Source organism: Halovenus salina (genome assembly GCF_026410925.1).
Lineage (GTDB): Archaea > Halobacteriota > Halobacteria > Halobacteriales > Haloarculaceae > Halovenus > Halovenus salina.
On the sequence record NZ_CP112972.1, the window covers coordinates 305,264 to 332,068 of the forward strand.

General features: G+C 60.4%; 30 protein-coding genes, 1 tRNA gene and 1 pseudogene. 12 read left to right on the plus strand and 20 right to left on the minus strand.

Translation table 11 applies throughout. From position 1 onward, the window contains the following. Positions 1 to 35 precede the first annotated feature (35 nt). Positions 36 to 518: a DUF456 family protein gene (locus tag OSC37_RS01455; RefSeq protein ID WP_267162829.1), complete on the plus strand. Its 483-nt coding sequence runs from the start codon at positions 36 to 38 to the stop codon at positions 516 to 518. 37 nt (positions 519 to 555) lie between these two features. Further along, complete coding sequence (locus OSC37_RS01460; RefSeq protein ID WP_267162830.1) at positions 556 to 741, plus strand: DUF8014 family protein; 186 nt, start codon at positions 556 to 558, stop codon at positions 739 to 741. Here the strand turns inward: OSC37_RS01460 and OSC37_RS01465 are convergent. The 5 genes from OSC37_RS01465 to OSC37_RS01485 form a co-directional block, all read right to left on the minus strand. Further along, a complete protein-coding gene (locus OSC37_RS01465; RefSeq protein WP_267162831.1) occupies positions 738 to 1,469 on the minus strand; it encodes a bifunctional helix-turn-helix transcriptional regulator/GNAT family N-acetyltransferase in 732 nt (243 codons plus the stop codon). The genes OSC37_RS01460 and OSC37_RS01465 overlap by 4 nt on opposite strands. A gap of 72 nt (positions 1,470 to 1,541) precedes the next feature. Further along, positions 1,542 to 1,916, minus strand: coding sequence for a DUF8055 family protein (locus tag OSC37_RS01470; RefSeq protein WP_267162832.1), 375 nt, complete (start codon positions 1,914 to 1,916; stop codon positions 1,542 to 1,544). 7 nt (positions 1,917 to 1,923) lie between these two features. Then, on the minus strand, positions 1,924 to 3,582 hold the full coding sequence (locus OSC37_RS01475; protein ID WP_267162833.1) for an FAD-dependent monooxygenase: 1,659 nt from the start codon (positions 3,580 to 3,582) through the stop codon (positions 1,924 to 1,926). Between the two features lie 42 nt (positions 3,583 to 3,624). Beyond that, positions 3,625 to 5,292, minus strand: a complete 1,668-nt coding sequence (locus tag OSC37_RS01480; RefSeq protein ID WP_267162834.1) for an electron transfer flavoprotein subunit alpha/FixB family protein — start codon at positions 5,290 to 5,292, stop codon at positions 3,625 to 3,627. 2 nt (positions 5,293 to 5,294) lie between these two features. Further along, on the minus strand, positions 5,295 to 6,176 hold the full coding sequence (locus OSC37_RS01485) for an electron transfer flavoprotein subunit beta/FixA family protein (RefSeq protein WP_267162835.1): 882 nt from the start codon (positions 6,174 to 6,176) through the stop codon (positions 5,295 to 5,297). Between the two features lie 147 nt (positions 6,177 to 6,323). Here OSC37_RS01485 and OSC37_RS01490 point away from each other — a divergent pair, with 147 nt between their 5' ends. After that, positions 6,324 to 6,722 (plus strand): hypothetical protein, encoded by a 399-nt coding sequence (locus OSC37_RS01490; protein WP_267162836.1) that lies wholly within the window; start codon positions 6,324 to 6,326, stop codon positions 6,720 to 6,722. A 36-nt stretch (positions 6,723 to 6,758) separates the two neighbouring features. Here the strand turns inward: OSC37_RS01490 and OSC37_RS01495 are convergent, their stop codons facing one another. Further along, positions 6,759 to 7,097, minus strand: coding sequence for a 4Fe-4S dicluster domain-containing protein (locus OSC37_RS01495; protein WP_267162837.1), 339 nt, complete (start codon positions 7,095 to 7,097; stop codon positions 6,759 to 6,761). 55 nt (positions 7,098 to 7,152) lie between these two features. Next, positions 7,153 to 8,880, minus strand: a complete 1,728-nt coding sequence (locus OSC37_RS01500) for a glutamate--tRNA ligase (protein WP_267162838.1) — start codon at positions 8,878 to 8,880, stop codon at positions 7,153 to 7,155. A 249-nt stretch (positions 8,881 to 9,129) separates the two neighbouring features. Between OSC37_RS01500 and OSC37_RS01505 the strand changes: the two genes are divergently transcribed. Together OSC37_RS01505 and OSC37_RS01510 are read left to right on the plus strand one after the other, a co-directional pair. Next, a complete protein-coding gene (locus tag OSC37_RS01505; protein ID WP_267162839.1) occupies positions 9,130 to 10,473 on the plus strand; it encodes an alkaline phosphatase family protein in 1,344 nt (447 codons plus the stop codon). Between the two features lie 56 nt (positions 10,474 to 10,529). After that, positions 10,530 to 11,501, plus strand: coding sequence for a phosphoadenosine phosphosulfate reductase family protein (locus OSC37_RS01510; RefSeq protein ID WP_267162840.1), 972 nt, complete (start codon positions 10,530 to 10,532; stop codon positions 11,499 to 11,501). 25 nt (positions 11,502 to 11,526) lie between these two features. On the opposite strand, the gene OSC37_RS01515 is transcribed toward OSC37_RS01510, so the two are convergent. From OSC37_RS01515 to OSC37_RS19180, 7 genes and pseudogenes are all read right to left on the minus strand, one after another. Continuing rightward, positions 11,527 to 12,588 carry an anthranilate phosphoribosyltransferase gene (locus OSC37_RS01515; protein ID WP_267162841.1) on the minus strand — a complete coding sequence of 354 codons (1,062 nt, stop codon included), beginning with the start codon at positions 12,586 to 12,588 and terminating at the stop codon, positions 11,527 to 11,529. Next, positions 12,585 to 13,433: a uroporphyrinogen-III C-methyltransferase gene (gene cobA, locus OSC37_RS01520; protein WP_267162842.1), complete on the minus strand. Its 849-nt coding sequence runs from the start codon at positions 13,431 to 13,433 to the stop codon at positions 12,585 to 12,587. Before cobA ends, OSC37_RS01515 begins: the two co-directional genes overlap by 4 nt. Beyond that, positions 13,430 to 14,110: a DR2241 family protein gene (locus OSC37_RS19095; RefSeq protein WP_438267597.1), complete on the minus strand. Its 681-nt coding sequence runs from the start codon at positions 14,108 to 14,110 to the stop codon at positions 13,430 to 13,432. The genes cobA and OSC37_RS19095 overlap by 4 nt, the downstream gene beginning before the upstream one ends. Positions 14,111 to 14,131: 21 nt before the next feature. Next, positions 14,132 to 14,905 (minus strand): annotated as a pseudogene (locus OSC37_RS19100) (CbiX/SirB N-terminal domain-containing protein); the annotation flags it as partial. Then, positions 14,898 to 15,200: a DUF6360 family protein gene (locus OSC37_RS01530; protein ID WP_267162844.1), complete on the minus strand. Its 303-nt coding sequence runs from the start codon at positions 15,198 to 15,200 to the stop codon at positions 14,898 to 14,900. The pseudogene OSC37_RS19100 and the gene OSC37_RS01530, both read right to left, overlap by 8 nt. 2 nt (positions 15,201 to 15,202) lie before the next feature. Further along, a complete protein-coding gene (locus OSC37_RS01535) occupies positions 15,203 to 16,978 on the minus strand; it encodes a nitrite/sulfite reductase (RefSeq protein ID WP_267162845.1) in 1,776 nt (591 codons plus the stop codon). Between the two features lie 103 nt (positions 16,979 to 17,081). Further along, entirely contained in the window at positions 17,082 to 17,417 is a 336-nt protein-coding gene (locus OSC37_RS19180; RefSeq protein ID WP_267162846.1) for a DUF8134 family protein, read from the minus strand. 215 nt (positions 17,418 to 17,632) lie between these two features. Here OSC37_RS19180 and OSC37_RS01545 point away from each other — a divergent pair, with 215 nt between their 5' ends. Next, a complete protein-coding gene (locus OSC37_RS01545) occupies positions 17,633 to 17,779 on the plus strand; it encodes a DUF8595 family protein (RefSeq protein ID WP_267162847.1) in 147 nt (48 codons plus the stop codon). Positions 17,780 to 17,933: 154 nt separating this feature from the next. Beyond that, positions 17,934 to 18,479, plus strand: a complete 546-nt coding sequence (locus tag OSC37_RS01550) for a cupin domain-containing protein (RefSeq protein ID WP_267162848.1) — start codon at positions 17,934 to 17,936, stop codon at positions 18,477 to 18,479. Between the two features lie 38 nt (positions 18,480 to 18,517). Here OSC37_RS01550 and OSC37_RS01555 read toward each other — a convergent pair whose 3' ends face one another. After that, on the minus strand, positions 18,518 to 19,060 hold the full coding sequence (locus OSC37_RS01555; RefSeq protein ID WP_267162849.1) for a hypothetical protein: 543 nt from the start codon (positions 19,058 to 19,060) through the stop codon (positions 18,518 to 18,520). A 231-nt stretch (positions 19,061 to 19,291) separates the two neighbouring features. Here OSC37_RS01555 and OSC37_RS01560 point away from each other — a divergent pair, with 231 nt between their 5' ends. Continuing rightward, positions 19,292 to 19,798, plus strand: a complete 507-nt coding sequence (locus tag OSC37_RS01560; protein ID WP_267162850.1) for a hypothetical protein — start codon at positions 19,292 to 19,294, stop codon at positions 19,796 to 19,798. A 172-nt stretch (positions 19,799 to 19,970) separates the two neighbouring features. On the opposite strand, the gene OSC37_RS01565 is transcribed toward OSC37_RS01560, so the two are convergent. Beyond that, positions 19,971 to 20,969 carry a DUF7351 domain-containing protein gene (locus OSC37_RS01565; RefSeq protein ID WP_267162851.1) on the minus strand — a complete coding sequence of 333 codons (999 nt, stop codon included), beginning with the start codon at positions 20,967 to 20,969 and terminating at the stop codon, positions 19,971 to 19,973. 117 nt (positions 20,970 to 21,086) lie between these two features. Between OSC37_RS01565 and OSC37_RS01570 the strand changes: the two genes are divergently transcribed. Next, positions 21,087 to 21,521, plus strand: coding sequence for a hypothetical protein (locus OSC37_RS01570; RefSeq protein WP_267162852.1), 435 nt, complete (start codon positions 21,087 to 21,089; stop codon positions 21,519 to 21,521). Between the two features lie 362 nt (positions 21,522 to 21,883). Here the strand turns inward: OSC37_RS01570 and OSC37_RS01575 are convergent. The 3 genes from OSC37_RS01575 to OSC37_RS01585 form a co-directional block, all read right to left on the minus strand. Continuing rightward, positions 21,884 to 21,958, minus strand: a tRNA-Val gene (locus OSC37_RS01575). A gap of 106 nt (positions 21,959 to 22,064) precedes the next feature. Beyond that, on the minus strand, positions 22,065 to 22,826 hold the full coding sequence (locus tag OSC37_RS01580; RefSeq protein ID WP_267162853.1) for a creatininase family protein: 762 nt from the start codon (positions 22,824 to 22,826) through the stop codon (positions 22,065 to 22,067). A 40-nt stretch (positions 22,827 to 22,866) separates the two neighbouring features. Further along, positions 22,867 to 24,159 (minus strand): phosphoglucose isomerase-related protein, encoded by a 1,293-nt coding sequence (locus OSC37_RS01585; protein WP_267162854.1) that lies wholly within the window; start codon positions 24,157 to 24,159, stop codon positions 22,867 to 22,869. Positions 24,160 to 24,251: 92 nt separating this feature from the next. Between OSC37_RS01585 and OSC37_RS01590 the strand changes: the two genes are divergently transcribed. From OSC37_RS01590 to OSC37_RS01600, 3 genes are all read left to right on the plus strand, one after another. After that, positions 24,252 to 24,908 carry a DUF5812 family protein gene (locus OSC37_RS01590; RefSeq protein WP_267162855.1) on the plus strand — a complete coding sequence of 219 codons (657 nt, stop codon included), beginning with the start codon at positions 24,252 to 24,254 and terminating at the stop codon, positions 24,906 to 24,908. A 234-nt stretch (positions 24,909 to 25,142) separates the two neighbouring features. Further along, positions 25,143 to 25,790 (plus strand): hypothetical protein, encoded by a 648-nt coding sequence (locus OSC37_RS01595; RefSeq protein WP_267162856.1) that lies wholly within the window; start codon positions 25,143 to 25,145, stop codon positions 25,788 to 25,790. A gap of 8 nt (positions 25,791 to 25,798) precedes the next feature. After that, positions 25,799 to 26,098: a DUF7347 domain-containing protein gene (locus tag OSC37_RS01600; protein ID WP_267162857.1), complete on the plus strand. Its 300-nt coding sequence runs from the start codon at positions 25,799 to 25,801 to the stop codon at positions 26,096 to 26,098. Between the two features lie 13 nt (positions 26,099 to 26,111). On the opposite strand, the gene OSC37_RS01605 is transcribed toward OSC37_RS01600, so the two are convergent. Beyond that, positions 26,112 to 26,561, minus strand: coding sequence for an NADPH-dependent FMN reductase (locus OSC37_RS01605; RefSeq protein WP_368409516.1), 450 nt, complete (start codon positions 26,559 to 26,561; stop codon positions 26,112 to 26,114). Positions 26,562 to 26,805: the final 244 nt, after the last annotated feature.

Genomic DNA, 26,805 nt, shown 5'->3' on the forward strand with positions numbered 1-26,805 from the left:
GACACTAAGGACCGAGGAGTCCCAAGACGGCGTTGATGTCGATTCTCACGCTCCTCGCGCTGGCGCTTCTGGTCGCTGGTGCCGTCACCTCTATCCTCCCACAGACGCCCGGCGAGATGCCACTCTCGCTCGCCGGCGTCTACCTCTACTGGTGGGAGACCGGGTTAACTTCGCCGTCGACAGCCATTGTCGTGGTCCTGACGCTGCTGGGTCTGTTCGTCATCGCGTCCCAGTTTATCGGCCCGGTCATCGCCGCCAAGGTCAGCGGTGCGTCCACGACGACGGCCGCTGCAGGTGGTCTCGTGAGTACGGTGGTGTTCCTCATCTGGGGGCCGACGGCCTCACTCGTCGGTCTGTTCGGCACCGTCTTTGTCCTTGAGTATCGACAGCGTGGTAACCTACTCGGGAGCGCGGTCGCCTCTGTCGTCGTCGTGCTCCAGTCTTTCGGCCAGAAGGTCGTGAAAGTGCTTGTCAGCCTCGTCATCCTCGCGGTAATGGTCGCCGTCATCGTGCTATAGCCCCTCGGTTAAGTCACTCCCGTGTATACAATGTACTATGGAGTGTGCACAGGAGGAGTGTGACAGCGAGGCGACCGTCGAGTTACACATTCCGTGGACGGAAAACGAGTACGTCTGTGCGGGACACGCCCGCGTTCGCTCGCGACAGGATGGCGTGGTGGCCGATGCGCTGACGACAGCTGACGATGAGCTGCCCGAGGGGGCGGCAAACAGAGAAGACTAGAGCTGTGTCATCATCATGACTTCGTTGACGTAGTCGCCGTTGAGCTTGTAATGATCCTCCCGGACCGCGTCGACCTCGAACCCGCGGGATTTGAGAAACTCGATGGCCCGTTCGTTGGTCGCGGGCAGCGCGTTCTCGATTTTCTCGAACTCCTGTTTGGCCGCCCACGAGAGGCCGCGTTCGAGCAGGTGGCTTCCGATACTGTTGCCGCGGTACTCTTCGAGGACCCCCACGGTCAGCTGTGCAGTGTGGCGCAGCTTGTCGAGGTCGACGTGTTTGAGGTGGACCCAGCCGACGACCTCGCCGCCGACGCAGGCGACGAAGAAGATGCGTGACTCGACTTCGTTGTGCCGAAGCAGTACACCCTCGTTGTCGACCACGTCGGCAACAGTCTCCGCTCGTGCGTACTGGCCGCCGCCGATGGCCTGCCGGATTGCCCCTACGAGGCCGGTCAGGTCCTCCTCCCGTGCCTGGCGGATAGTGAAGGAAACGTCGCCCTTCGTGTACTCCTCTTCTGCGCCGCCCTCGAAGGCAACCCGCAGCTTCCCCTTTTGCTGTTCGAGTACGCTGTCTCGTTTGAGAATCGCAACGTGATGGCCGAATGCCCGTCGTTCCATTCCCATCGCCTCGCGCACCGCGTCTGGCTCCATCGCGCCGTGTCGCTCAACGTAGTCGTAGATGTCGCGTCTGCTGTCGTGTGCAAACTCTGGTGTGACAATTCCTGTCATGATAAGAAATACCACGCCACGGGTTATAATTATTTGGTACAGTTGACAGGCCACTGGGACAGTTCAGACCGTTCACGCTCGCTCTGGGACGCCTGTCAGAATCTGTGCCACATCTCTGATGTTGTGCGTGTCGACCAACAACTCCGCGGCCACCCGGAGGGTCACGTCTGGCTCAGTGTCGACGCCGTAGCAGGCGGTGTACAGTGCCAGCCAATCGTTCATTGAGGATTCGAGCGCCTGGTACTTGTCGGGGGGAAAGTGAATGTTCTGGCCGCCTGTCCTGGCCTCGACGTAGAGCGAGACGGCAGGACCGACGCCCTCTCGGAGTATCTCCATCGCCCGCCCCTCGTCCGGCGGCTCTGCTGGCGGCTCGAAGGCCGCACAGTCTTTGGTCGCCCGTCTTGCGATCTCGTGAACCCGCCGGTGAAACGTCTCTGACTGTGCCATGATTGGCCTACCCCTGTTTGAACTCGACGCCTTTGCCGCCGCGGGGGTGCTCCCAGTGGGTGTCTGCGACGACGGCACAGGTACCACACTCCACGCACGGTTGGGTGTCGAGGCTCACCTTGCGTTCGGTCGTGCCGTTGGTCTGTACCGTCTCTTCGCGGTAACAGCCACCGCCAAAGCCCTCTGCGCTGACCGGACAGGCGGTAACGGCAGTCCCGCTCGCCTCGTAGCTGTCGTCGCGGAGTTCGATGTGTGGGTCGTCGACGTTGTAGGTCAGGTCGCCGATACGGTCGTCGAGTTCCGGCGGTTCGACCGTGTTCTCGCCGTCGACCGGGTCACCGAGTACCTCCCCCACGCGCTCGGGAATCGTCACGTAGGTCATCTTCGTGTCCGGAATCATTCCGAGGACGAACGGTGAGTTGAACGACCGCTCCAGCAGGCCGTCGAACAGCTGCAGCCCCATCGCACCGACGCGAGAGTTGAGAACCGCCGACCCGAGCCTGTTCACGGGGCCACTTTCCGAGACGAGCCGCGTCGCGCGGTACCGGCGTGGCCGCAGCCGTTTCATCACGCCCTCGTCTTCGAGTTTCTGCTCGTATAGTGCGCCCGCAGCCAGGCTGTTCCCCCGTGTCTTTGCTTCCGCTACTGCCTCGGCCGCGAGCCCGCCGGCCGTGACGGCGTGGTTCATCCCCTTGATGATGGGTCCCTGGGCCTGCATCTGTCCGGCTGCGTCGCCGACAAGCAGCAGGCGACCCCGGTGTGGCGACGGGTGGGCGACTTTTTTCGAGTCCGGAACCAGTTTGGCGGCGTACTCGCGTTCGTCGTACTCACCCTGGAACCACTGGTCAAGCAACGGGTGGGTGAGCAGGCTATCGAGGAGTTCGTGTGGCTCTGCCCGGCCGTCTGCCAGTGAGTCTAGGTGGAAAACGGTCCCGACAGAGAGCGAGTCCTCGTTGGTGTAGAGGAACCCACCGCCTCTGATGCCGTCGAAGAGGTCGCCCGAGAAGAGATGTGCCGACCCGCTCTCTGGGCTCACATCGAAGCGTTCGTTGATGACCGACGGCTCCATGTCGACGACCGCCTTGACGCCCTGGAACCAATCCTCGGGCTCGTCCCAGTTCATCAGGCCCGCGTCTCGGGCGAGTTCGGAGTTCACGCCGTCTGCGGCGATAATCACGTCTGCCGTGATGGGGTCGAGTTCGTCGCAGGTGACGCCGACGATTGTCCCGCCTTCTCGGAGCAGTCCGTTGACGCGAACGTCGGTTAGCAGACCGCCACCCGTCTCGCGTGTCATCTCGTGGACCCGCTCGGCCAGCCAGGAGTCCATCCGCCGCCTGAGAACGGCGTCACACCACTCCGTTCCCTTGTTGTGAATCCGGTCGAGGTCGAACGTCTTGACGCTCTCGCCAGCGATGTTGTGGATGTAGTACTCCTCGACCGGGCGCTCGGCGGCCGCCTCGCGAAAGCCGGGGAACAGGTCGTCGATTGTGTACGGTGCCCACTCCTCGGCGTAGATGAGCCCGCCTGAGACGTTCTTCGCGCCCGCGTCCGCGCCACGTTCGAGGACAAGTGTCTCGATTCCCTGGTTTGCCAGTGCTGCTGCGGCGGCGGCACCGCCGGGACCGGCCCCGACGACAACCGCCTCGTAGTGTTCGTATTCAGTCATCGTATCCCTCCTGTAGCTGTTGGTGGCGTGTCGAGAACGTCATCAGTCGTTACTCACCTCGGCAACCGCCCGCTCGAAGCTCCCCTCCTCGAGTGCCTCGATGAACCGAGGAAGCACCTCGAAGAGGTCTCCCTCGATGAAGTAATCCGAGAAGTCTCTGATGTCGGCCTCAGGGTCGGTGTTGATTGCGACGATGGTCTCAGAGTCGTCCATCCCGACTTTGTGTTGCACCGCCCCGGAGATGCCCGCGGCGATGTAGAGGGCTGGTTCGACCGCCTGGCCGGATTCACCAATCTGGCGCTCCTCGGTGATGTAGCCCTCGACGTGGCCCTCGAACTCGTAAGAGGCTGTGATGACACCCCGTGAGAGACCGAAGCCGGCGTCCTCGAACTGGTCTGTCAGCTCAAGTCCCAACTCGATGCCCTCGGTCGGGTCGACGCGGTCGATGCCGCGACCCATCGCGACGATGACATCGTGACCCGTCAGGTCGACACCCTCCTCCAGCTGGTCGTGTTCGAGGACGTCGACCTGGAACCAGTCCTCGGGCAACTCGATGTCGTGTTCGAGTATCTCGCCCTCGCGGCCCTCGTCTGGCTCCGGAAGGTCGAACGTTCCTGGGATGACGCTTGCACCCTGTGGGTGGAAGTCCCGGAACGGCTTGTCGATACAGAGAATCGTGGAGTACTCGAACCCGGAGAAATCCGGTCGGGGCATGTGGAGCACGCGCTCGAACTCCACGCTGTCGCCTGGCTTGCCCGTTTTCGCCGGGTTCGAGATCATCGCCTCGTCGATGTAGAGGTCTGAACAGTCAGAGGCCAGCCCGGAGTCGAGTTCGCCCTGGACAAGCGCCGAGAGGTCCCGACCGTTGTTCGTTGCCGGGAAGATGTTGTACCGGGGTTCGTGGTAGTCTCGCCACTCCTGTCTCCAGTCTCTGCACATGTGACAGAATATCTCAGTGTAGGGCTTATGTCTGAACCGTCCGAGCCGGTCGTCCTCGTGATAGACCACGCGGTCGGCTCCATAAGCGATTGCCTCGTCGGCGAGGTCAGCGACCGAGTCTCCGATCAGTACCGCCACCACCTCCTCGCTATTCCCATCCTCGTCGCCGCCGTAGGCCGCCGTATCCTCGGCGATATCCTCGTCGGCGTTGTAGGCGTCCATCAACTCCCGGGCACGGCCCAGCATCTCTTTGGAGACATCGATAAGCTCGCCCTGCTGGGTCTCGCAGTAGACCCACATGTCGCGGTACTGCTCGCCCGAGAGGCCCTCGACGTACTGTTTGTCCGCGGTCGGGTGGTCGAGGTCGGGATATTTCTCTTCTGGGGGTTCGTACTCTGGCTCGTCACCATCGTCCTCTGTCCCCTCTATGGATTCGATGCGGCTCTCGATCTGTGAGATTGCGCCTTTGCGCTCGTCTCCCGCCTTCTCGCGTTCGAGGATGTCACGGAGCACTTCCGGGTCCTCGACGTCTCGGACCATGTTCGCGATGTCCGCGATGGTCAGTTCCGTCAGGTCGACCGTCTCTGGGTCGGTTTCGTCGTCGGCCTCCAGTGTCTCGATGCGGCTCTCGATGAGTGTCTTGACAGGTGCTCTGTCCTCGCCGTCCGCTTCGAGCGAGAGCATCTCCCGCAGTTCCCCAACATCTTCGATGCGATTCACCTCGGGACCAAGGTCGGCAATCTCGTGGTCGGTCGGGTCAATATCGACCATGCTCAGTCACCCCCCGCGAACGCGTTCAGCTCCTCGAATACCGCTGTCATCCCCTCCTCGTCGTCGGGCGTCACCATCGTCGCCTCGCGCTCGGAGGGGCCTTTGGGAATCGGGTCTACCCCGGAGACGATGGTCGGCGACCCGTCGAGCCCGATGAAATCCGGGTCGAGGTTGAGCGCCTCGTGGTCCCAGACGGTCACGTCCTCGTCGGGGTCGAGGTTCGCCGCCCGCTCCTGTGTCTGCTCGCGGAGGTCCTTGTACCGGAGTCGGTGCTCCGCTCGACGGTAGTTCGCCTCGAACTCCGGGTCAGTGACGATAAACACCGGTAGGTCGGCCTCGATAGTCTCGATCTCCGAGAGGTCTCCTTCGACCAGTCGCTTCGCACGCACCGTCTCTGTTTCCTCGTCGATATCGAGCGAGATGACGTGCGTAATCAGCGGTCTGTCCGTGAGTTCGTCGTTGATGTCGATACACCAGTTGGTCTGTGGGCCGGTGTGGCCAGTCTCGCCGTCAGCGGTTTTGAAGCCCGCGAAGATGATATCGGGCTCCTCGTCGAGCATCTCGATACCTGTGGCAATCGTCATGGCTGTTGCCCACGTGTCTGCTGCACCCATCTCCCGGTCGGAAAGCAAGTAGAGGTCGTCCGCGTAGACGTCGTCCATCCCCTCACGCAGGACCTCCTTGTAGCCTGGCGGCCCCATGCTCAGAAGCGAGACGTGTCCGCCGTGTTTGACCTTCGTCTGGAGTGCTGCCTGGAGCGCGACCTTGTCGTTCGGGTTCATGACTGTCGGCGTCTTGCCGCGTTCCAGGTGGCCATCCTCGTCGAACGATACCTTTCCCTCTCTGAAGTCGGGAACGCCTTTGGTAAGTGTGACCATGTGCATGTATAACACTACCCTATCACAGAATCATCTCACCGGGGGATTAAGACGTTTGTCACTAGCTGCTCAGGAAGCCGAGGGTTCTGACACCGGAGTTGGCTGTCGGTTGCTGCACAGGACGTTTATATAGAGACACGAAAAAGATAGGGTATGACGCGGGTGATTGAGGAGACAGAGACCTACAGAATCGAGGTGGACCAAGACATCGATACGGTAATTTACACGTGGACGAAACCTGTTTCGGGCGAGGAACTCCGGCAAGGCGCAAATGCATTGCTGGCGTTCGCGGCGGACAACGACCTCTTCAAGATGATTATTGATTCGAACAGAATCGAAGCCCACACCAAAGCTGATAGAACGTGGCTACAGGAAGAGTGGGCGCCGGACATCATCGACGCCGGAATGATGTACAGCGGTGTTGTCTATCCTGGAACTCTCATCGCGGAGATGGACATCGAACAGCTCATGGATGGGATGGACGACTCCGAACACCGGTCGTATATTACCGAGAGTCTGCCAGAGGCCCGCGAGTGGATTGCCGAGAAATAGGCTGTCGACACAGCGAGGGCACCCGGGTTTTACCTGCTAGATTCGTCCCGCCCGACTCGGGTCGACGTCGATTGCGTCGACCGGACAGACATCGACACACAGCATACAGTCGATACACTGGTCCTCGTGGGCTGGGTCGGCCTTGATTTCGCTCTCTGGGTGGCCGGGGGTGTCGACCCACTCGAAGACATCTACCGGACAGTCTTCGAGACAGGCCCCGTCGGCCAAACAGATGTCGAAATCTACCGCGACGTGGGTTCCGTGAATTCCCTGCTTCTCTGTGGTCGTCTCCTCTCCGTCGGGCGTCCAGACGCGGTGTCCGTCGTGTCGCTCTACTTCCGTGTATGTGTCCTCGAACTCTGGGTCGATTGCCATTGCTAGCTACACACAGACCGGGGTGACACTTAAGTCTTGAACCGGTGGTGTTCGCTTACTTGTGTGCGAAGTAGACCGTCGTCTCGTCGTCGTGGCTGTCGACGCGGACGAATCCGACGCGCTCGAACTGGAGCATCTCGTCGGACTCGTACGATTCGAGCGTCGACTCCGCGTACCCGGACACGTCCCCGTCGGGGGTCCGCATTACCACTGCGCGGTTGTCTTTGGCCGGGACCCAGTGGACGATGTCGACGTCTTCCTCCCGGGTCACGTCGATCTCGGCGTCGACATACTCGAATGCCTCGCCGGTGTATCTGACACAGCCGTACCCTTTGAGCCAGACGCGCTCACCCTCCTGGGGGAGGTCTGTGGCTTCGAGCAGGACGCCGTCGCCGACCGGAATCTCTCGTCGGCCGCGCTCTTCGTGTTCCGGATGGACCGGTGGGTGGCCGGCGTCTGGACCGCCGGTGACTGGCAGTTCGACGGCTTCAGCGTCGTCACGGTCCCGGACCATGAACGCCCTGTCGGTCCCGTCGTCGATTCGCTCGCGGTTCTCGGAGTAGATAGCAGACATCGAGAGGTCGACGTTCGAGGTCGACGTGCCGAGTTCGACCATCGCGTCGACGATTGCCTCCCCGCGGATGCCGCGCCGCCGGAGGCTTGCGAGTGTCGGGGCGCGCGGGTCGTCCCAGCCATCGAGTTCGCCGGACTCGACCAGTTCCTTGATCGTCGAGGTCGACATTGCCACGTCGTAGCCATCGACGTTGACGTGGCCCCAGTGGACCACCTCGGGGTACTCCCAGCCAAAGTAGTCGTAGACGAACCGCTGCTTCTTGGCAGAGTCCTGCAGGTCGATACCGCGGATGATGTGGGTCACTCCCGTGAGATGGTCGTCGATGCCGCTCTGGAAGTCGAGCATCGGCCAACACCGGTACTCTGCAGCCTCCTCTCGGGGGTGTGGTGTCTCGATAATCCGGAACGCGACGAAGTCCCGGAGAGCGGGATTCTTGTGGCCGATATCGGTCTTCACTCTGAGGACCATCTCGCCGTCGCCGTACTCGCCCGCGACCATCGCCTCGAACTCTTCGTGGACGGTCTCGGCGTCTTTCTCGCGGTGTGGACAGGCCTCGCCGTTGTTTTTCATCTCGGAGAAGTCCGCCTGCGGGCACGAACAGGTGTAGGCACCCCCCGCGTCGATGAGCTCTCGGGCGTGGTCGTAGTAGATGTCGAGCCGGTCGCTCGCGCGAAGCATTTTGTCGGGCTCGAAGCCGAGATAGTCGACAGCATCGAGAATCTGGTCGTAAGCGTCGAGGTCCGGACGCTTTGTCTCGGGGTCGGTGTCGTCGAACCGACAGAGCATCCACCCGTCGTAGATATCTTTGTACGTCCCGATGACCGCGGGCATCCGGGCACTCCCTTGGTGCCACGGGCCGTTCGGGTTCGGTGCCATTCGCATCCGAACCTGGTCGTACTCCTCGACGTTCGGTAGCTCTGGGAGCACCTGGTCGTCCTCCTCGTCTTCGGATTCGAGCTCTTCGAGCTGGTCCGGCGCGAGTTCGGCGAGTCGCTCGCGGCGCTCGTCCCTGCTCATGCCGTTGACCCGCTCGACGACCGGCGCGATGACGCCGGGAATCTGGTCGCCGTACTCGCGAAAGTCGGGGTTCTCCCCCATCAGCGGCCCCATGATGGCACCGACCTGTGCGTCGCTGTCGTGTTTCAGGGCGTTGTAGAGGGCGCTAATCTCCGCTGCCTCTGTCGCTCGGTTTTCGATATCCTCGTCCATTACCGAAACGGTCCAGCCGAACGACCAAAACTGGGTCGGATTCGACCCGTCAGCCGAACACTCCCGTACCGGACTCCTGGATGCGACGCGGAGCGAATCGGTCGACGCGCTGTCTGCGTGTCGCCATACGATGGGTTACGACCCTATCGGAATGACTCCACGACCACGATATTGAGGGATTTGAAGTAAGAACACCGGACACGACCGAAGACAGCATCTATTTACACGCTCGGAGCATCAAGCAGCGATATGGGATTGTTCGACCGCCTGCGCGGCGATGACGGCCCTCGGGTCGTCTTTCTCGGTATTGATGGCGTGCCGTACGACCTCGTCGAAGACCACCCCGACGTGTTCGAGAACCTCCACGCGATTGCGGCCGACGGGGCCGGCGGACAGATATCTAGTATCGTTCCACCGGAGTCGAGCGCGTGCTGGCCAGCGCTGACGACCGGCAAGAACCCCGGTGAAACCGGCGTCTACGGCTTCCAGGACCGGAAGTCAGGCTCCTACGAGACATACGTGCCGATGGGCGCACACGTCGAAGCACCTCGGCTTTGGGATATCGTCACCGACGCCGACCGGTCTGCGTCCGTGTTCAACGTGCCTGTGACCTTTCCGCCCTCGGAGACCATCCAGCGACAGGTCTCGGGCTTTCTCTCGCCGTCGCTCGAACAGGCGGCGAGCGACCCCGAGATCGAGGCGACGCTTTCGGACCTCTCGTACAATATCGACGTCGACGCCAGCCTCGGCCACGACGACGACAAGACCGCGTTCATCGAAAGCGCAAACGAGACGCTCGATGCGCGCTACGAGGCGTTCCGTCACTATGTCGAGCAGGACGACTGGGACCTCTTCTTCGGGGTCTTCATGTCGACCGACCGTGTGAATCATTTCCTGTTCCGGGACTACGCACAGGACGGCGAGTACGCCGAGGAGTTCCTCGAGTTCTACAGCACGCTCGACGACTACATCGGCGAGGTTCGCAAGCAACTCGACGACGAGACCGAACTCGTCATCGCCTCCGACCACGGGTTCACCGAACTCCACCACGAGGTGAAATGCAACCGGTGGCTCGCACAGCAGGGCTGGCTCACCTACGAGGCCGACGAGCCCGACGAACTGGCCGACATCGGCGATGACGCACGGGCGTACTCGCTCATCCCCGGCCGGTTCTATCTCAATCTGGAGGGTCGCGAACCGGGTGGCGTTGTTCCGGAAAGCGAGTACGAGGAGGTACGGGAGGAACTCATCGCCGACCTCGAAACGCTGACCGGCCCTGACGGCCGCGCAGTCTGTGACCGCATCGTCAAAGGCGAGGAGGTCTTCGACGGCCTACACACGGAAATTGCGCCCGATGTCGTGGTCGTGCCCGCTGATGGATTCGACCTCAAAGCCGGCTTCGACGACGGCGAAGAAATCTTCGCGAAAGAAGCGCGCAACGGGATGCACAAGTTCGGGAACGCTTGTCTCTACTCGACGGCCGACCTCTCGATCGACTCAGTCGACCTCTACGATATCGCCCCCACGATTCTCGACCTCATGGAGGTCGACACCGACACCCGCGAGATGGAAGGTCGTAGTCTCGTCAGCTAATGTCATCCTCGAAGTGAATGAAAAGTTTGATGAAACGCAGGTGTCGCAGTTGAGTTATGACGGCAGACTTTCCGGAGTACGTCGATGTCGACTACGACGACGGCGAAGGCGAGGAACCCACCGAGTACCCGTCGCTGGAATCGAAAATTGAGAAGGCAATCGAAGTAACCCGGCAGGGGCTCGAAGAGTACGAGAACCCCGCCGTGATGTGGACCGGCGGCAAAGACTCGACGCTCACGCTGTATTTCATCAACGAGGTCGCCGACCAGTTCGGCTACGAGAAGCCGACGGCGGTGTTCATCGACCACTTCCAGCACTTCGACGAGATTACCGACTTCGTCGAGCGCTGGGCTGAGGCATGGGACATCGACCTCGTCTACGCTCGCAACGAGAGCGTCGGCGACTACGTCTCCGAGCAGGGGCTCGAACCCGGTGACGACATCCCTGTTAGCGCGCTCGATGCGCACAACCAGCATCACGTTCGCGACATCCTCGAATACGAGGAGGAGACATTCCCCTTCCTGCTCGACACGTACGTCGGGAATCACCTCCTCAAGACGGTCGCGCTCAACGACGCTCTCGAAGATCACGAGATTGACGGCGTCATCTCGGGCGTCCGCTGGGACGAGCAGGAGGCACGCGCCGACGAGACGTTCTTCTCGCCGCGTCACGACCCTGATACCTACCCCCCACACGACCGCGTCCACCCAATCTTGCAGTTCAAAGAGGCCGATGTCTGGGACGCCTTCTGGCATTACGTCGTTCCCGAAGAGGCCGAGGAGTTCCCCGACGAGGGGTACATCCCCCAGGCAGGCGACGACCTCCCCGAGGGTGTCGAGTGGGAGGACGTTCCCATCTCGCCGAAGTATGTCGCCGGATTCCGCTCGCTCGGCTCCGAGGTTTCGACCGAGAAGACGACCGACGAACCCGCTTGGCTCCAGAATCTCGAAGACACGACCGAACGCGCCGGCCGCGCCCAGGACAAAGAGGACCTGATGGAGCGCCTGCGCGACCTCGGTTACATGTAAGCGACTGTTTTCGCCATCATCCCAGCTACGGAGAGAACGACCGGAGTGCGCCAAGACGCGCTGTAGCCTCCCCGCTATGTAACGCCGTCCGCGCCTGTTCGACCCCAGTGGGAATGGTGTCGGCGTTCCCGCCAGCGTAGATACGGGCGCCAGCGTTGACCAGTACTGCTTCCACGAGTGGACCGTCGCGGTCGTTCGAGAGGACCGACTCGGTGACCCGTGCAGACGCCTTTCGTACGTCGTCGGCGCTGAGTGGTTCGCGGTCGAACTCGGGTGGTGAGTCGAACGCCTGTCGTTCGGTGATTGTTTCGCCGCCGGTCCACTCCGCGACCGGGACCGTGCCGGGGCGGATATCGTCGTACCCTTCCAGGCCGGTAACCATCAGTACTTCCTCGGTCGGGAGTGTTCGGCTCTCCCGGACGGCCGAGGCCACTTTCTCACCGTATGTGCGGTGGTAGAAACTTCCCAGGTGGACGCTCGCGTTTGCGGGGTTAGCGAGGGTTTCGACGGTGTTTATCGAGGTTCGAACTCCGATAGTTGCTCGTAGGTCACGAATATCGTTGAGAGCTGGGCTAAACTGTGTCTGGTTGTAGAATCCAAAGCCAACCTCGTCGGTCATCCGAGCACTTGCCGCTGGCGTAATATTGGTGACGACACCGAGTTCGGCGAGTACGTCGCGGTAGGTCGTCCCCTCTTTTCCCGGGAGTGGCGGTCCAGCGTGTGTCACGACAGGTGTGCCGGCTGCCGCCGCCACGAGGCCAGCAGCAACACCGAGAACGAGGGTATCTGTTTTCCCGTCGTAGTTTGCCCCGCAGTCGACAGGGTCGACCGCTGGGACAGCAGTGTTCACTGAACGGCTGCGCACGGCATCGATAAATCCAGCGAGTTCCGTCGGTGTCGAGACCTTCCAGCGGTTTGCGAGCAAAAACGCCGCGACAGTGGCGCGGTCTGGGTCACCGTCGAGCACTCGTGCAAACCCTTCGCGAGCCTGGTCGTACGTCAGGTCCGCCGCGGTCTTGGGTCCCGAACCGATTTTCTCGACGAGCAGACGCTTCAGGGACCAGTCGCCGTCGATTGATGCGGTCATCGCTCGACCTCCGTTTCGGCCTCTCGCCTCTCAGAATACGGTGGCGAGGAGTGAGGTACCACGGCACCGTCGGTCCCTCCAAGCGAGTGCTTGACGGTGTCGCGCACGCTGACTACGTCACCGACAACTGTTACTGCGGGCGGTTCGACCTCATGGTCTGTCGCGACCTCGGTGATTGTCGCGAGTGTCCCGGTAACGACGCGTTCCTCGGGCAACGTCGCCCGTTCAATCAGTGCAACGGGCGTATCGGGAGCGAGACCCTGGCTCGTGAGTGCAGCCACGTTGTCCGGCAGTCGCCCCACGCCCATGAGCACGACCAGCGTCCCGCCGGCATCGACGGTGGCCGCGAGCGATTCCCAGTCCAGTGCACTTTCCTCCTTCGATGGGTCTTCGTGACCGGTCACGATGGTCAGAGTTGAGGCGTGTTCCCGGTGTGTCCCGGGGATGCCAACACCGGCACCCGCCGCAACAGCGCTGGTGACGCCAGGAACAACATCGAACGGAACGCCGTGGGCGGCGAGATGTTCGGCCTCTTCGCCACCACGACCGAACACCGTCGGGTCTCCACCTTTCAGCCGGACGACATCGTTGCCGGCACGAGCTTCGCGAACCATTCGAGCATTGATTTCGACTTGCGGGGTGCGCTCACCGTTTGGTCGCTTCCCGACGTGGACGACAGTCGGGCTGGTTGGTAGCGTGTCGACGATTGCGTCGCCGACCAACGAGTCATGAAGAATGACGTCTGCCTCATCGAGTAGCCGACGAGCCTTCATCGTGAGTAGCTCGGGGTCACCGGGACCTGCACCGACGAGGTGGACCGTCCCTGTCTGTGGTGTCGTATTCATTTTTGAGTGAGTTTGCTGGCTTGTCGACTGTACCGGACGCGGTAGCGGTTTGCTGGGTCGGTGAGATCGCCTCGCTCGACATCCTCCGAGGAGTGAAGACTATCGGTATCGGCGGTGGCTCCGTGGGCGTCGAACTCACGGGCCGCAGCAACGAGGAACGAACACGGCTCCAGACACGGGATTGTCGTACCGTCGTCACCGGTTTCGCGCCAGGCGGGGCATCTGACACAACCGTCACAGACCGCATCGACAGTTCGGTCGACGGTACCCTGGTCGAGGTCGTCGACAGATGCGTAGATTCCCGTCTGGCGACTGGCGACCGCTGACCACGGAACCGGGTCGACACCCCCTGTCTGCGTGGCGTACCAGTCCTCGACAGCCGTCGGATACACCGTCGCCACTGCAGTCATCAACTCGGCCGTGTCCGCGACAGACACACGCCATCCGGCCGGAAGCGACCGCTCGCCGGCGAATGGGCGGTAGCGTCCATGTTGGTCGAATCTGACCGTTTCTCGAAGGTCCTCAAGCGAGACCGTCTCGTTCGCCCGGTCGTCGTCAGTGTGTCGGAGTTCGTAGCCGCTTGCTCTGGCCTCGATTGTAAGTTCACCAAACTGTCTGCCGGTCTCTGGGACGGGCTGTAGCCAGTCTTCGAACGCCTGTGCGGCCTCGGAGCGCACCGGTACATCACTGTACGGACCATCTGGTGGGGCTCCTGGGTCGAGGCCGCCTTCTCTCGCACGTTCGAGAATCACACTGGCGACGGCTTCGTCGGTCCCAACTGCCGACGTGTAATACACCGTGTGGCCGTCGACAGTCGTCGGGAGGGTGAACTCGTCGCCGGGCTCGTCGACCAGGCCAAGCAGCTCTGGAATTTCGTCACGGGTATGGAAGCCATCAGCGACGAATATCGGAACGACGACCACACTGTCGGTATCGAACCGCGAAACGACGCCGTCAACTCCGGGCGATTCGTCCATAAACGCTACGTTGACCTCGCCGAGCGCGGTCGACTCTCGAAGCCGCTGGGCGTGGTCGTGCACTGCACGGGCGCTCTTGTCGTTGCGCTCGGTTCCGTGTCCGATCAGCGCCAGCCCGAGAGATTCGTCTGGCTCTCCGTAGAGCCTGGCAATCCGACCCAGTACGACATCCCGCATCGCGTCGTGTGTGCCGACCGGCGGACAGCGAGTCACCGCAACGCTGCCGTCTCGGTCGTCTGCTCCGAGTCCAAACTCACGGGGCAGTACCTGCTCGGTGAAATACCCCTCGCTGATAAACACCGGGACGACGATGGCTTCATCAGCGTCAACCGTCCGCAAGACTGCACGGAACGAGGGGTCCTCCTTCCAAAAGGCGGTCTTTACTGGAATGTCGACCTGTTCCCGAACCGTGTCTGCGTGTGCGAGCGTCGGACGTGCCGAATCGGGGTTCCGGTGTGAGCCGTGTCCAGCGAGAATCAGCGCCTGTTCAGTCATCTTTCCCCTCCTGTTCGGACGCCGCTGTCTCGACATCGGCAGCGTACGATTCGAGTTCGGCCGCGAGTGTACGGGCCTGTGTTGCGCTGAGTGAGACGCTGTCGCTGTGTGGCCGGACCGTCTCCAGTTCGACGTTGTCAACCTCTAATTCGAGCCGGACGTGATCGGGCTGTCCTCGCGGTACCGAGACGTTCAGCGTCGCTGGTGCCGATTCAGTGAACCCGTGGCCCTCCACGGTGGCGTCGAGCAGGTCGAAGGTGGTGTACGCGTTGACCCGCATGATGCGGTCGACCACGGTTAGTCACCCGATCCGAGTGGCTGTCCCTCTGCATCGGTCGGCGCTGGCGTGGCCTCCATTGCGTCGTCCGCGGCGTAGGGATACCAGGTCATTTTGGTGTTGTGCATGTACGGGTCCTCGTAATCTGTCTCCTCTGGGTCAGCGAGTGCCTGGAGTTCATCCTCACTCCGGGCAGCGACGAACTCCCGGAACGACTCGCCGTCAGCGCCAGCGTCGTCGAAGGCAGCGAGTAAATTCTGGATGTAGCCGGGGACTTCGTCTGCGGGGACGCGCATCTCGATCCAGTCGGCGAAGGTTGGCTCCTCACCCAGGCCACCACCGAGACCGATGTCGAACGCCTCGACCGGCTCACCGTCTTTTCGCGTCTTCATCCCCCGCAACGAGAGGTCGGCAATCTGTGGCTGTGCACACGAGGCAGTACAGCCAGAGAGGTGGATGTGAAACTCCGGGAGCCCATCCGGGACGGGTACGTTCTCTTGAAGCCACTCTGCGTACCGGACCATCCTGTTTTTCGTCTCGACAATCGAGAGCGAGCAGAACTCGGTGCCAGTACAGGCAATCGACCCTTGCTCGAACGGGTGCGGATTCGGGCTGTAGGTGTCGAGCAATGGCTCATCAAGGAAGGCATCCAGGTCCTCGTCTGCGATGTCTGCAACAACGAGATTCTGACGCTGGGTAACACCGATGAGCTCTGAACCATATCGCTCTGCAACATCTGCGAGTTCCACGACAGATTCGGCGTTCACACGCCCGGTAAGCACAGACAGGCCGACGTAGTGTTGATCGTCGTGTTGGTCGAAGACACCGACGTAATCGCCGGGTCTGTCTGTCCTGCCGGCGTTGTAGTCGTACTGCTCGCGCAGGTCCTCGCCGGCAGGCGGGAGTTCGTAATCGATGTACTCCTCTTGGAGCACCCGACGGACTTTCTCAGTTCCCCAGTCGTCGACGAGGAACTTGAACCGCGCGTTGAATCGGTCATCGCGGTCACCGTGGTCACGAAAGAGCGCACTGATTCCTGCGGCCACGTCGGTTAACCGCTCTGGCGTGACGAACACGTCGATATCACGGGCCAGCCGGGGCTCCTTGCGTGCGAGCCCACCGCCGACACGGATATTGAATCCCTTCACCTGCTCGCCGTCGCGGTCTGTGACCGCTGGTTCGAACGCGAGGTCGTTGATATCACCCTGCCCGGCGCCACGGGTATCACCGGTCACGGATACCTTCCATTTGCGGGGAAGATTCTCGTGTGCCGGGTTCCCCTTGAAATCGTCGTTGAGTTCCTGAACGAGTGGCCAGACATCGATATGCTCGTCCGCGTCTCGTCCCGCCAACGGAGACCCGACGATGTTCCGCCACGAGTCACCACACGCCTGAATGGTCGAGAGGCCAACGGATTCCACGCGGTCGAATACCTCTGGCACGTCCTCGATGGATATCCAGTGTAGTTGAATCGACTGCCGAGTCGTGAAATCGACGTAGCCTCCCGGGAACTCTGGGTTCTCGACAGGACCTGTCGCGAACTCCTGTGCTATCTCGCCCACTTCACGTAGCTGTAGGGGCGTCAGACGGCCCATCGGCACACCGATACGGAGCATGAAATACGATTCTTGGCCCTTCCGCTGGTGATACAGCCCCCACCATTTGAACCGTTCGAACCAAGCGTCGTGCTCGTCCTCTGGGATAGCGTCCCATCCCTCCTTCGCGAACTGTTCTAAGTGGTCGCGAACCTCTTCGCCGTAGACCTCTTCTTTCCAGGATTCGACTTCGGTCGGCATGGGAACACCCAGGGGGGTTGGATGTAAATTCATATACGAAGAGTCAATCGTTACCGATGCACCGAGGCAAGAGAGAATGTTGCTGGTATTCCGTAGACAACACTTACCGCCGGGAGGTGAGTCGGGTACAACGGCGGGATAGGTGGATGCTATCGGGGACAACTGGCCGAAACTCACCGGTCTCTGGGTCGGCACGACCGAACTCCAGCCAGCCTGTTACGTCGCTGGTGCCACACCGTATGCACCGCCCGGCAATACGCCCCTCCACACGCCCGGTGTCAACACCAATCTCCACAAACCCTTCTGCAAGGAAATCGGCCGGCTGACAGCGACAGACATCGTGATTAGCCAGCAACCAGAGGTTGCTCACTGTCACCTGCCGTTCGTCGTTCACACTCAACCAAGCTCCGTCGTCGAGTTGATGAATAGCCGTCACCATACTGCTGTTCAACAGTCATGCTGGCTAAATGTGCTGTCGCCGTCAGCCACCGCCGATTCCTATGATACCGATTTCGACCAGAATCGACCGCAGACTCCGGGTTCTGCGGAGAACGCTTGTCGGTGGTACCGGAAACCATTCCCTGTATTGTGGACAACTGGCATGGCTTACCCGCGCAGAAGTATCTATACCAATAGCGGCACTACTGAGGACCAATGAGCGATGACGACTCTCAGGACGAAGCAACCGACGGAGCCGAAGGCCACCTCGACTCAGTTCCGGACGGTGCGGGATGTGCCGAGATATGGGAGCATCTCTCTGACCGCCGCGACGAGGGCGACAACGAATCAGACACTGACTGACAGGCGAGGCCGTGGCCCCCACGAGGGTGTGTCAGCGAACAGCCCAGTCCAGCATCGGTCTTGACCGACAGTTCTTGCCCTCTGGGGAGAGGGCTGAATCGAAATCCCAACATCTTAGCAAAGAACACAAACAGGGAACGAAATAAGCGAACACATGGACCACGACGAAGACGAACAACCCGACGTAACGCCCGAGGAACTCGCGTACAGCCAGCTACCCGAGCAGACGATGTACAAGATACAGACAGCACAGGCAGATGGTGCTGACGCCGACGACGTGGCCCACCCACCACAGACGATTCGGACCAACGAGCTCCGATGCCTGTACTTCGAGTTGCGCCCCGACGAGAAACTCGACTGGCACACCCACACCCCGGGACTAGACGAGGTGAACCTCTGTCTCGACGGCCGGGCCAAATACACGCTGGAACGCGAGGACGGGAGTCACCAGACGCTCGTCGTCGAGCCGATGGAGTTCGTCTACGTCCCCGGCGGAGCGCGAAACAAAATCGAGGTCGTCGGCGACCAGACCCACCGGTCGCTGTCGGTCGCGAGGGCCGCCTCTGTCGCGAGGCTCGAAGCGCTCGACGGAAGTGATGGGGACGAGGGGACTAGAGAGACCGAGTGGACCGACTCACTGTTTGTCGACCGGAAACGCGACGAGGTTGTGGCGAAAAACGAGGACCTCGTCTCACAGTAGTCATTTTGCTGAGAGGCAGAACTAGATACCCCACACCCTCACCACTCGACTTCCCAGGCGAACGCTTCGTCAGCCCGAGGAGTGGTTTCGTCGAAAGCCGGCCTGCTCTCTGGTGGTCCGTATCTCGAAATCAGGCCGCTGTAGATACCCTCGACGAACGGTTTAGTGTAGGGATACCCCTCTGTCGCGCCGAGGCGTGCCGACTGGCCGTCTACCTCGTATGTGTACTGTCCGGCCGGCCGCCTGCTCGTTGTATTCCGATAGACCTCGCTGCTAGTGTGCTCTTCACAGAGTAACGCCAGGGCTCCTTCCACGGACTTGTCCTCGTCGAACGGGAGCGTATTGGCAGTCTCGACACCGCCGTTTTTCATTGTCCTCGGACCCACGTCTGCCAAAATTGCTTCGTATGTCTGCTTTACATCCTCTGCACGATACCACTTGTCTGGCTTGACTTTCCCCGTGTACTCCTCGAACGTGCTTCGAACCTTGCTCTCGAAGACCGGTGACACTTCGCCGGCCGATTCGATGAACGCCAACATGTACTTCCCGACAACCTCGGCGTCAGGGTCGTAGTCTGACATACGGCAGTGATGGGTATCATATATCATCAACCTACTGCCTGGGCTGTCCTGCTGGTTTTATAAGAGGTAGCCTCTGAGAGTTTGCATATTCCCGAACCGTGTCTGACGGTTCCACCATGGTATATCATCCCCGATATGTAACAGCTTGATAGTTCAGGCATAGTTTACAATGCAGAGACCACGGAAGAACATTCTACAATGGATTCCCAGACTGAAGTTACGGGAGTATATGTGACTGCATTCCTCGAGAGTGCAGGCGAAGTCTCACCGGTATTCGAACAGCGACTCCGAGCAGTCCTTGACGACCATGGAATTACCAACCCAACTCTAGAGGAGTGGTACCAGGCAACAGCATTCGTTGACGCGGTCACCGAAGTTGCAAACACAATCGGTGATAGAACGGTACTCCAGGCGGGCATCGACATGGGACGGAACGTTCCCTGGGCTGATGAGGTAGGTGACGACCCGACAGAGGTTCTCAAGATGGTCGCACAAACGAACCAGGATGCATATCGAAACTCGACAGAGGAGTACCCCATCGGCCAGTACCAGATTGAGGAGGTCTCGGACAACAGCGCAGTTGTTGGCGTCACCGACAAGTGGCCGTATCCAAGTGAGATTGCCAAGGGTGCAATCAAAGGAGCGCTGGAAGCGGCGTCTGACCACGTCAAACACGTGACTATATCAGAAACGGAGTCAGGAAGTAATCAACTGGGAAGGTACGAGGTCGATTGGTAGCTCTTCGGAACTTGGAGGTAGCTTATGCTGACGGTCCTGCCGTAGATGGGCCACCAGGCTGCGAAGCAACGACTGAGATTTAACGGTGGCCACGTCGGAAGCGGGGACGCGCTGTTGTTTCTTGATTCATTAGATGAGGAGGCCTGCATGTTTGAACCCGCCTACGAGCGACTCACCGAGTCGTCAGCGACAGACCTCTCCCTCGCAGACATTGAGAACAGTTGGAAACAGATTGTCGGGGGCTCCGGGGAGTGCAACCTGGTATATCAGTCGACCCGAGTACGCTTACTGTCGAGCAGTTGTGTGCCTCGTCGACGACCAGCGTCAGCTGTTCTCCGTCCCGCTCGACCGACAGTGACAGTTGGAGTGGGTCTTCGGAACGCAGTGTCGGCTCTGCGATAACCAAATCCAGTGTCCACAGTGGTGTCTCAGTGACGTCGACACCGTGGTCGTGATAAAATGCCACGACTGGTGGCTCTCGAAGCAGGTACATCCCGAGCGGGGACCCTGAGACTCTTCCACAGCCCTCGCAGGTTGCAACAAGAACGTGACTCGCTTGCGGTGCATCGAGCACCGTGTACTTGCATTCGACATCGTCGAAACACGCAGGACAGACCCCTTCACGGATAAACTCACAGTCGTGCATCGTCCGACGCTTCTGGAGTGAAACCGCTTCTTGGAGTGTCCGTCCGTCGACTGCCCTCGGAGGGAGATAATCCCGTGGATCGCTGTGGTCGTTCTCACACGACACCGAGAGGATTGCATCCTCGTAGCGAACAGTGAGTTCGGTGTCACAGATGCTACACGCCGCATCAAGCGTCTCCGGCCCGCGGACCGTCTCAGCACCGACACCGGCCCGGAGCGTCCCGACGAGCGATACCCCAGCATTTGTCAGCGCGTACCCGCTTTCGGTCTGTTTGACGTACGCTGGCTGTAGCTTGTCGAGGTGGTAATTGAACTTTCCAGAATCTCCGATTCCTGCTGCCTCACGTAGCTCGTTGAATCCAATCCCCGAGTCGTGCGGGTTCTCGGCCTGATAACTCGCAAGTGTTCCAAGGATGGTGGCACGAGTCTCTTCGGTGACAAGCTTGAACGGCGCGAGCGAAAGCTGTGTTACCGGAGGTCCCGTCGATCCTCTCCCGACTGCTTTGTTCTCCTCAGCGTCGTCCATGTCGAATGGTAGGGTGCTTTAATCAAGGAGATTTCGCTATGCTGGGTACTGATATATTGTTAACAGTATTGTGCTGCTGGAAATCTATTTAAATATACATACCATGTCAGCTATTATATGACCGAAGAGCCTCTGTTCCGCGAAACACAGCGCATACCGCAACCCTGGATTTGGGTACCTCTCGTCCTAGTCAGTGTTCCGATACTCGTACTCGGTTCTGTGGTTGGAGCGTTGGTCGTACTGGCTGTTGCTGGGTTGTTCTACTCCATACAACTCGTAACAGAGGTGCGTTCCGATGGGATTTACGTGCGGTTCGCCCCGGTCCATCGTTCGTTTCGGCGACTACCGTTCGATGGGATAGAGCGGGTTGAACGCACGGAGTTTGGATTGCTCACCTACGGTGGGATTGGAATTAGGTGGACACCGAACACCGTGGCCTACATGACCACTTGGGGGAGTGGCATCAAGATTGACAGAGAGAACGCAAAATCAATCGTCATCGGATCTCAGGACCCTTCTGTGTTGTTGGAAACAATCGACGAGTTACACTGAACTTGCTCAGCTTTTCGATTTGAACCAGTTTCAACTGGCAGTACCAGCTATGTACCAACCGATTCGATGAACCTGATTTGAACACTCTGTCCGTACAACGCTCGCAGCGCTGTTGAGTGAATGACGACCTGTTGTGCGGGTCGGACACACGCCCAAATTGCACTGACTATCGCCCTGAACAGGCTGAACACCCCAGATACACGTATCACAATTGATGTATTTTGAATCCGTAGACAACCAGTGAGGGCTCGGCAGCACGCCGAGGCTGTGCTGCTGCTGTCGCTGTGGGCTCAACGCGACTCACCTCCTGGTGTCGAAGTAGTGAATATAGACAGAGAGCGCCTGTTTATTTTAATTAGGAGTGGGTTCGGGCGGAATTGAACCGCCGACCTCCTCCATGTCAAGGAGGTGTCATAACCGGTCTAGACCACGAACCCTCGCAACTCAATGTACCGGCGGGGGATAATTGAAGGTTTCGAATCGGAACGCCGTCCTGTCGGTCGGTTTTGCCGGCACCGACTGTATCCAGCTCCAGAGTGAGGCCTATCGGTGGTCTTCAGGAAGTAGTGCGTCGAACGGCTGAGCTTCCAGCCAGTCGACAAGTGCGTGGAGTTCCTGGCGTGCCGATTCGAACAGCTCTTCGCCCGCCTCCCTGGACCCCTCGGTCGGGTCGCCGACTGCCCCCGTCGGAGTGAAATCGATGGTATCGAACCCGACGGACGCGCCGTGGACGGACTTCCCCCAGCTACCGGGCACGCCGTCGCCGGCTTCCGCCAGTCTGTCTTCTCGCACGAGCGACTCCGCCAGTTCGAGCACGAGGCTGGTCTCGGCGGGACCGGCGTGTCCGCCCTCGGACTCGAACAGGTCGTCGCTCACCTCCGGGATACTCTCCCACCAGTTCCAGGTCGGTGCAAAGGCCGTCCCGTCAGCCCGCAGGCTGCGGCCCGCCCGTTCGAGTGCGTCGACGTTGCCACCGTGGCCGTTGACGAAGACCGCTTTGTTGACGCCGTGTGACGCGATGGAGGTGACGGTCTCGGTCACGTAGCTCTCAAACGTCTCCGGGCTGACCCACAGGGTCCCATCGAACTGACGGTGGTGTTCACTGACCCCAACCGGGATTGTCGGGAGCACAGCGACGTCGTCACGCTCGGTGACGGCGTCGGCGAAGGCCTCCGCTGTCGTGAAATCTGTCCCGAGGGGCAAGGCAGGGCCGTGTTGTTCGGTGCTACCGACCGGAACAACTGCAACGTCTACTGCTTCGAGTGCCTCGGCTGCGGTCGCTGTCGTGTGGTCTGCAAGTCGCATACCGTTGCTGTCGGCCCCGACTATCTTGGTTCTTTGTCGGTCACTCGATGCGCCGGGTACGTTTGTTGGTCACCGCTTGTGCCTCCTCGGTCTCTTTGGCACCCAGCAGGCCTCGGGCGGCCCGTTTCCCCCACTCGACTGCCGGCTGGGTGAAGGTGTCTACCCCGTAGAGTTCGCCGGCGAGGATGCAGGCAGCCTCCATATCGTACAACAGCCGTCCGAGGCTGTGGGCGTCGAGACGGTCGAACTCGATGCGGACGTTAGGACAGCCCGCTTCGGCGAGGCTCGCTTCGGTTGCTTCGAACTCCGCGTCTAACACCTCTCCGAGGTCGGTTCCGCCGAGGTACTCAAGCGCCTCAATATCGGTTTCTGGAATCGTGAGCGGCTCACGGCGCGCTGGCCTGAGCAGTGTGACCATCTTGTCTCGGGGGCCGGCCCGATAGAGTTGGAGCTGCGAGTGCTGGTCGGTCGCTCCCAGCGCGCGCACGGGCGTCTGTCCCATTCCCGCCTTACCGAGGCTCTCGGCCCAGAGTTGAGCAAACCACTCCGCGAACGCCTCCAACCCCTCGGCATAGGGCATCATGACGTTCGCACCGGCTCCCTGCTGGTCGAGCGCGTAGGCCACAGCACCGTAGGCGTATGCCGGACAGTCGAACAGTGACGGCGAAAGACTCTCCGCTCCAGATTTGCCACCCGCAAGCAGCGCCTCGATGTCACACCCCGTAATAACAGCGGGGACGAGGCCGACAGTCGAGAGTGCGGAAAATCGCCCGGGGACGCCCGCTGGCACCTCTAGCACCGGCAGGTTGTGTGTCTCTGCAAGCGATCGGAGCGGTCCAGAGTCTCCGGTGGTGACGATAGTACGCTCGGTCCAGTCGACGCCGTCGTCGGCCATCGCCTCGCGGACCAGGAGAAAATTCGACAGCGTCTCCGCGGTCGTCCCAGAGCGTGAAACAACGTGAACGGCTGTCTCTGTGAAATCGAGGGCTGCCAGCACCGACTCTGTCTGGGCCGGGTCGACGTTGTCGAGGACGTAGTGCGCTGTCCCGTCGCCGATAGCCTCGGTAATCGTCGCTGCGCCGAGCGCACTCCCACCGATGCCGACCGTCAGAACGGCCTCGCTGTCCTCGAAGTCGCCACAGGCCTCCCTGATTCCGTCGGGGTCTGTCGTCTCTGGAAGATTCAGCGCGGCGTACCCAAACTCGTCGCGTGCGCGACCGTCGGCGATGCGCTCGTGTGCGTCTGCTACCTGCTCGTCGAGGGTTTCGAGGCGGTCTGTCCTGAGACCGGGCGTTGCGTCGTCGAGAAGTGCGTTCCCGATATCAATGTTCATGTGTGCCTTCTCGCGTGGAGTGCGGTTAGAACCCACGACTTTGGCCGGGCAGAGTCGAAACCACGAAAAGCATACGACACGTACTGCTGGCTATGACAGACGAGGATTCCGAGGATATCGACGATGTCGTCTCGATGTACGACCGGGACGATTCTGTCGCACCCGGAGAATCTACGACCGACGAGAGCCAGGACTCGGAAGACCAGGAGACAGACGCCGACTCTCCCGGGTCGAACCTGGAGGCTCCGATGGTCGAACCGGGCGGCGGCGATCTGGAGGAGGTCAACGGCACCTTCTACGTGAAATACGCACAGGACGACTCCGTGACGCTGCACGATATCGACACGGCACAGATCTGTACACTCGTCGAGAATCCGGGCTTCGAACGCCACGAGATAATCGACGGAACGCTCAAAGCACAGCCGCCGATGGGTGTCTCATACCTGATAGAGGAACTCGACGACCAGTACTCGATTCCAGTCGAGGAAAGTGCCGAAGCGCCCACGACTCACGTCCACGACATCGCGACCGAAGAGCTGGATGAAGGCGACGCGATTGCTATCGAGCGCGAAGGAAAAGGCGAGATTCACATTCTCAACGTCGGTGCCGAACAGACAGCCGACACCGTCGCCGAACTGCGTGACGACGAGACGACCTACAAGAACGCTGCCCGCTACGAAGACGTCTCTCGCGTGGAGATTCGCACCGACGACGACCGCGGCGTCGTCAGTATCCGGTATATGCCCTGACTTTTCTGGACGGCATCCGGCCTCGCTGCTTCTGAGGACTACGCTGACCGTCTCCGGACTGTTCCAGTTGCTGATTACCGGCCCGACAGCGATAGATTTGTCCTGCAATCTCGTCGCATCTTTAGCCACTGCCACACAGTTACCACCGACCAAACTCACAATCTTGACTATTTTGTGAGTTCAATGTGAGTTATTGAGGATAAATTTATATACTATGAACGCAAAAACTCACACATGGCCAGAGAGATACGGATAACCATCGACGATGACGAAGTCTTCGAACAGATGAAGCGGGCCAAACAGGAGTTGGACCTCTCCTGGCGGGAAGTGCTTCACAGAGGTCTCCAGCGAGAGCCAGCACGAGGACGCGAACCGTCCACAGGCCAGGACGACTACAACGCGATAGAAGACGACATCGGCGACAGAATTGAGCGTCAGGTGAAAGAACGCATCGAGACATCACTGGAGAACGCGCTTGGTATCGAAACCTACCGTCGGGACGCTCCTGGTCGGCCGCCGAACTACGAGGACGAAGTCGAATCCCTAGAGAACGCTGAGAACGCGGTACTCACGTTCCCGTTCCTCGACGAGAGTGAGGCCTATCGGATTCCGCTGCGGGTCGAACTGGAGATGCGAGCAGGTAGCGTCGACGTGACCGTCGTGGCAGTCAGACAGGGCAAATCCGTCGAGGGGATGAACGCCTTCGACCGCAGTGTGCGCCACCGTATCGCGGAGGGGTTGGCGACTGGTTCGTCTGTCCATCTCGAACTCGGGGGCGGCGAGGAGGTCTACAGCGTCACGCCGGTTCTCTCCTGGAGTCGAGATAACGGTGAGCCGATTGTTGACGACGTCGAAATCGAGGACGTGGTGTTTGAGGAGTGACCCGAACGATGACCACACAACCCGACGACTCGTTGATCAGTCCCGAGTTGGAGGCCTCTATCGGCGCGCTCCTCGCCGACGAGACCCGCATCCGGATTCTGGAAACGCTGTACGATGTCGGCTCGTCCCCAGACGAGTCTGCCGGGTTGCAGTTCTCGACGCTCCGTCGTCGTGTCGACGTGGCGGATTCGGGTCGGTTCAACTATCACCTCGACCAGCTACAGGACGAACTCGTCCGGAAGGACGACGCGCAGTACGTCCTGACACCGACCGGAACGCGACTGGTTCGAGCGTTCGACCAGCGTTGACGGCCGAACTCTGTTATCCCGGCGTCGGTGGGTCAGTGGGCTCTCTGCGAAGGAGCGTCGCGTACTCTGTGACCTTCTTTCCGAGCTTCTCCGTGCGCTCGCGTGTGTCTTCATCGGTGAGTTTGTCGTCTTCGATGACGCTACTCACGTTCGGAATGCCGACCTGATGGGAGAGCGGGAGTGCCCGTAGCCAGACACAGATTGTCCGGAGATGGAGCAGTGACGGCGTGGGAAAGCGGCCGCCGGCGACAGTCAACAGTCCAACTGGCTTGTCTTCAAACTCATCGAACCCGCAGTAATCGAGTGCTGTTTTTAGGGGAGACGCAATAGAGCCGTGATAGATTGGCGTTCCGAGCACGATGCCGTCAGCTGCGCGAATCTCGTCTCGAAGCGCCGGCGCATCCCCGGCGTCTTTGGCGTCTCCGTCGTACAGCGGGAGGTCGTACTCTCGAAGGTCGAGCATCGCGGTCTGGGCTCCTGCGTGCTCTGCGGCAGCGAGTGTGTGTGTGCAAGCGCAATGCGGGTCGCGCTGTCTTCACGCAGACTCCCACAGACCGCGACCAGCCGAGGCTTTTCTTTCATTAGAGTCCACTTCTTGCGGAGGCACAAAATGTATTTTCTGAAGCGAATTATTGTAAAATCACAAGAGTGTGACTTAGGATTACACACTGGGTTATCCGCAACCGACAGCGCACGGACAGGCAACC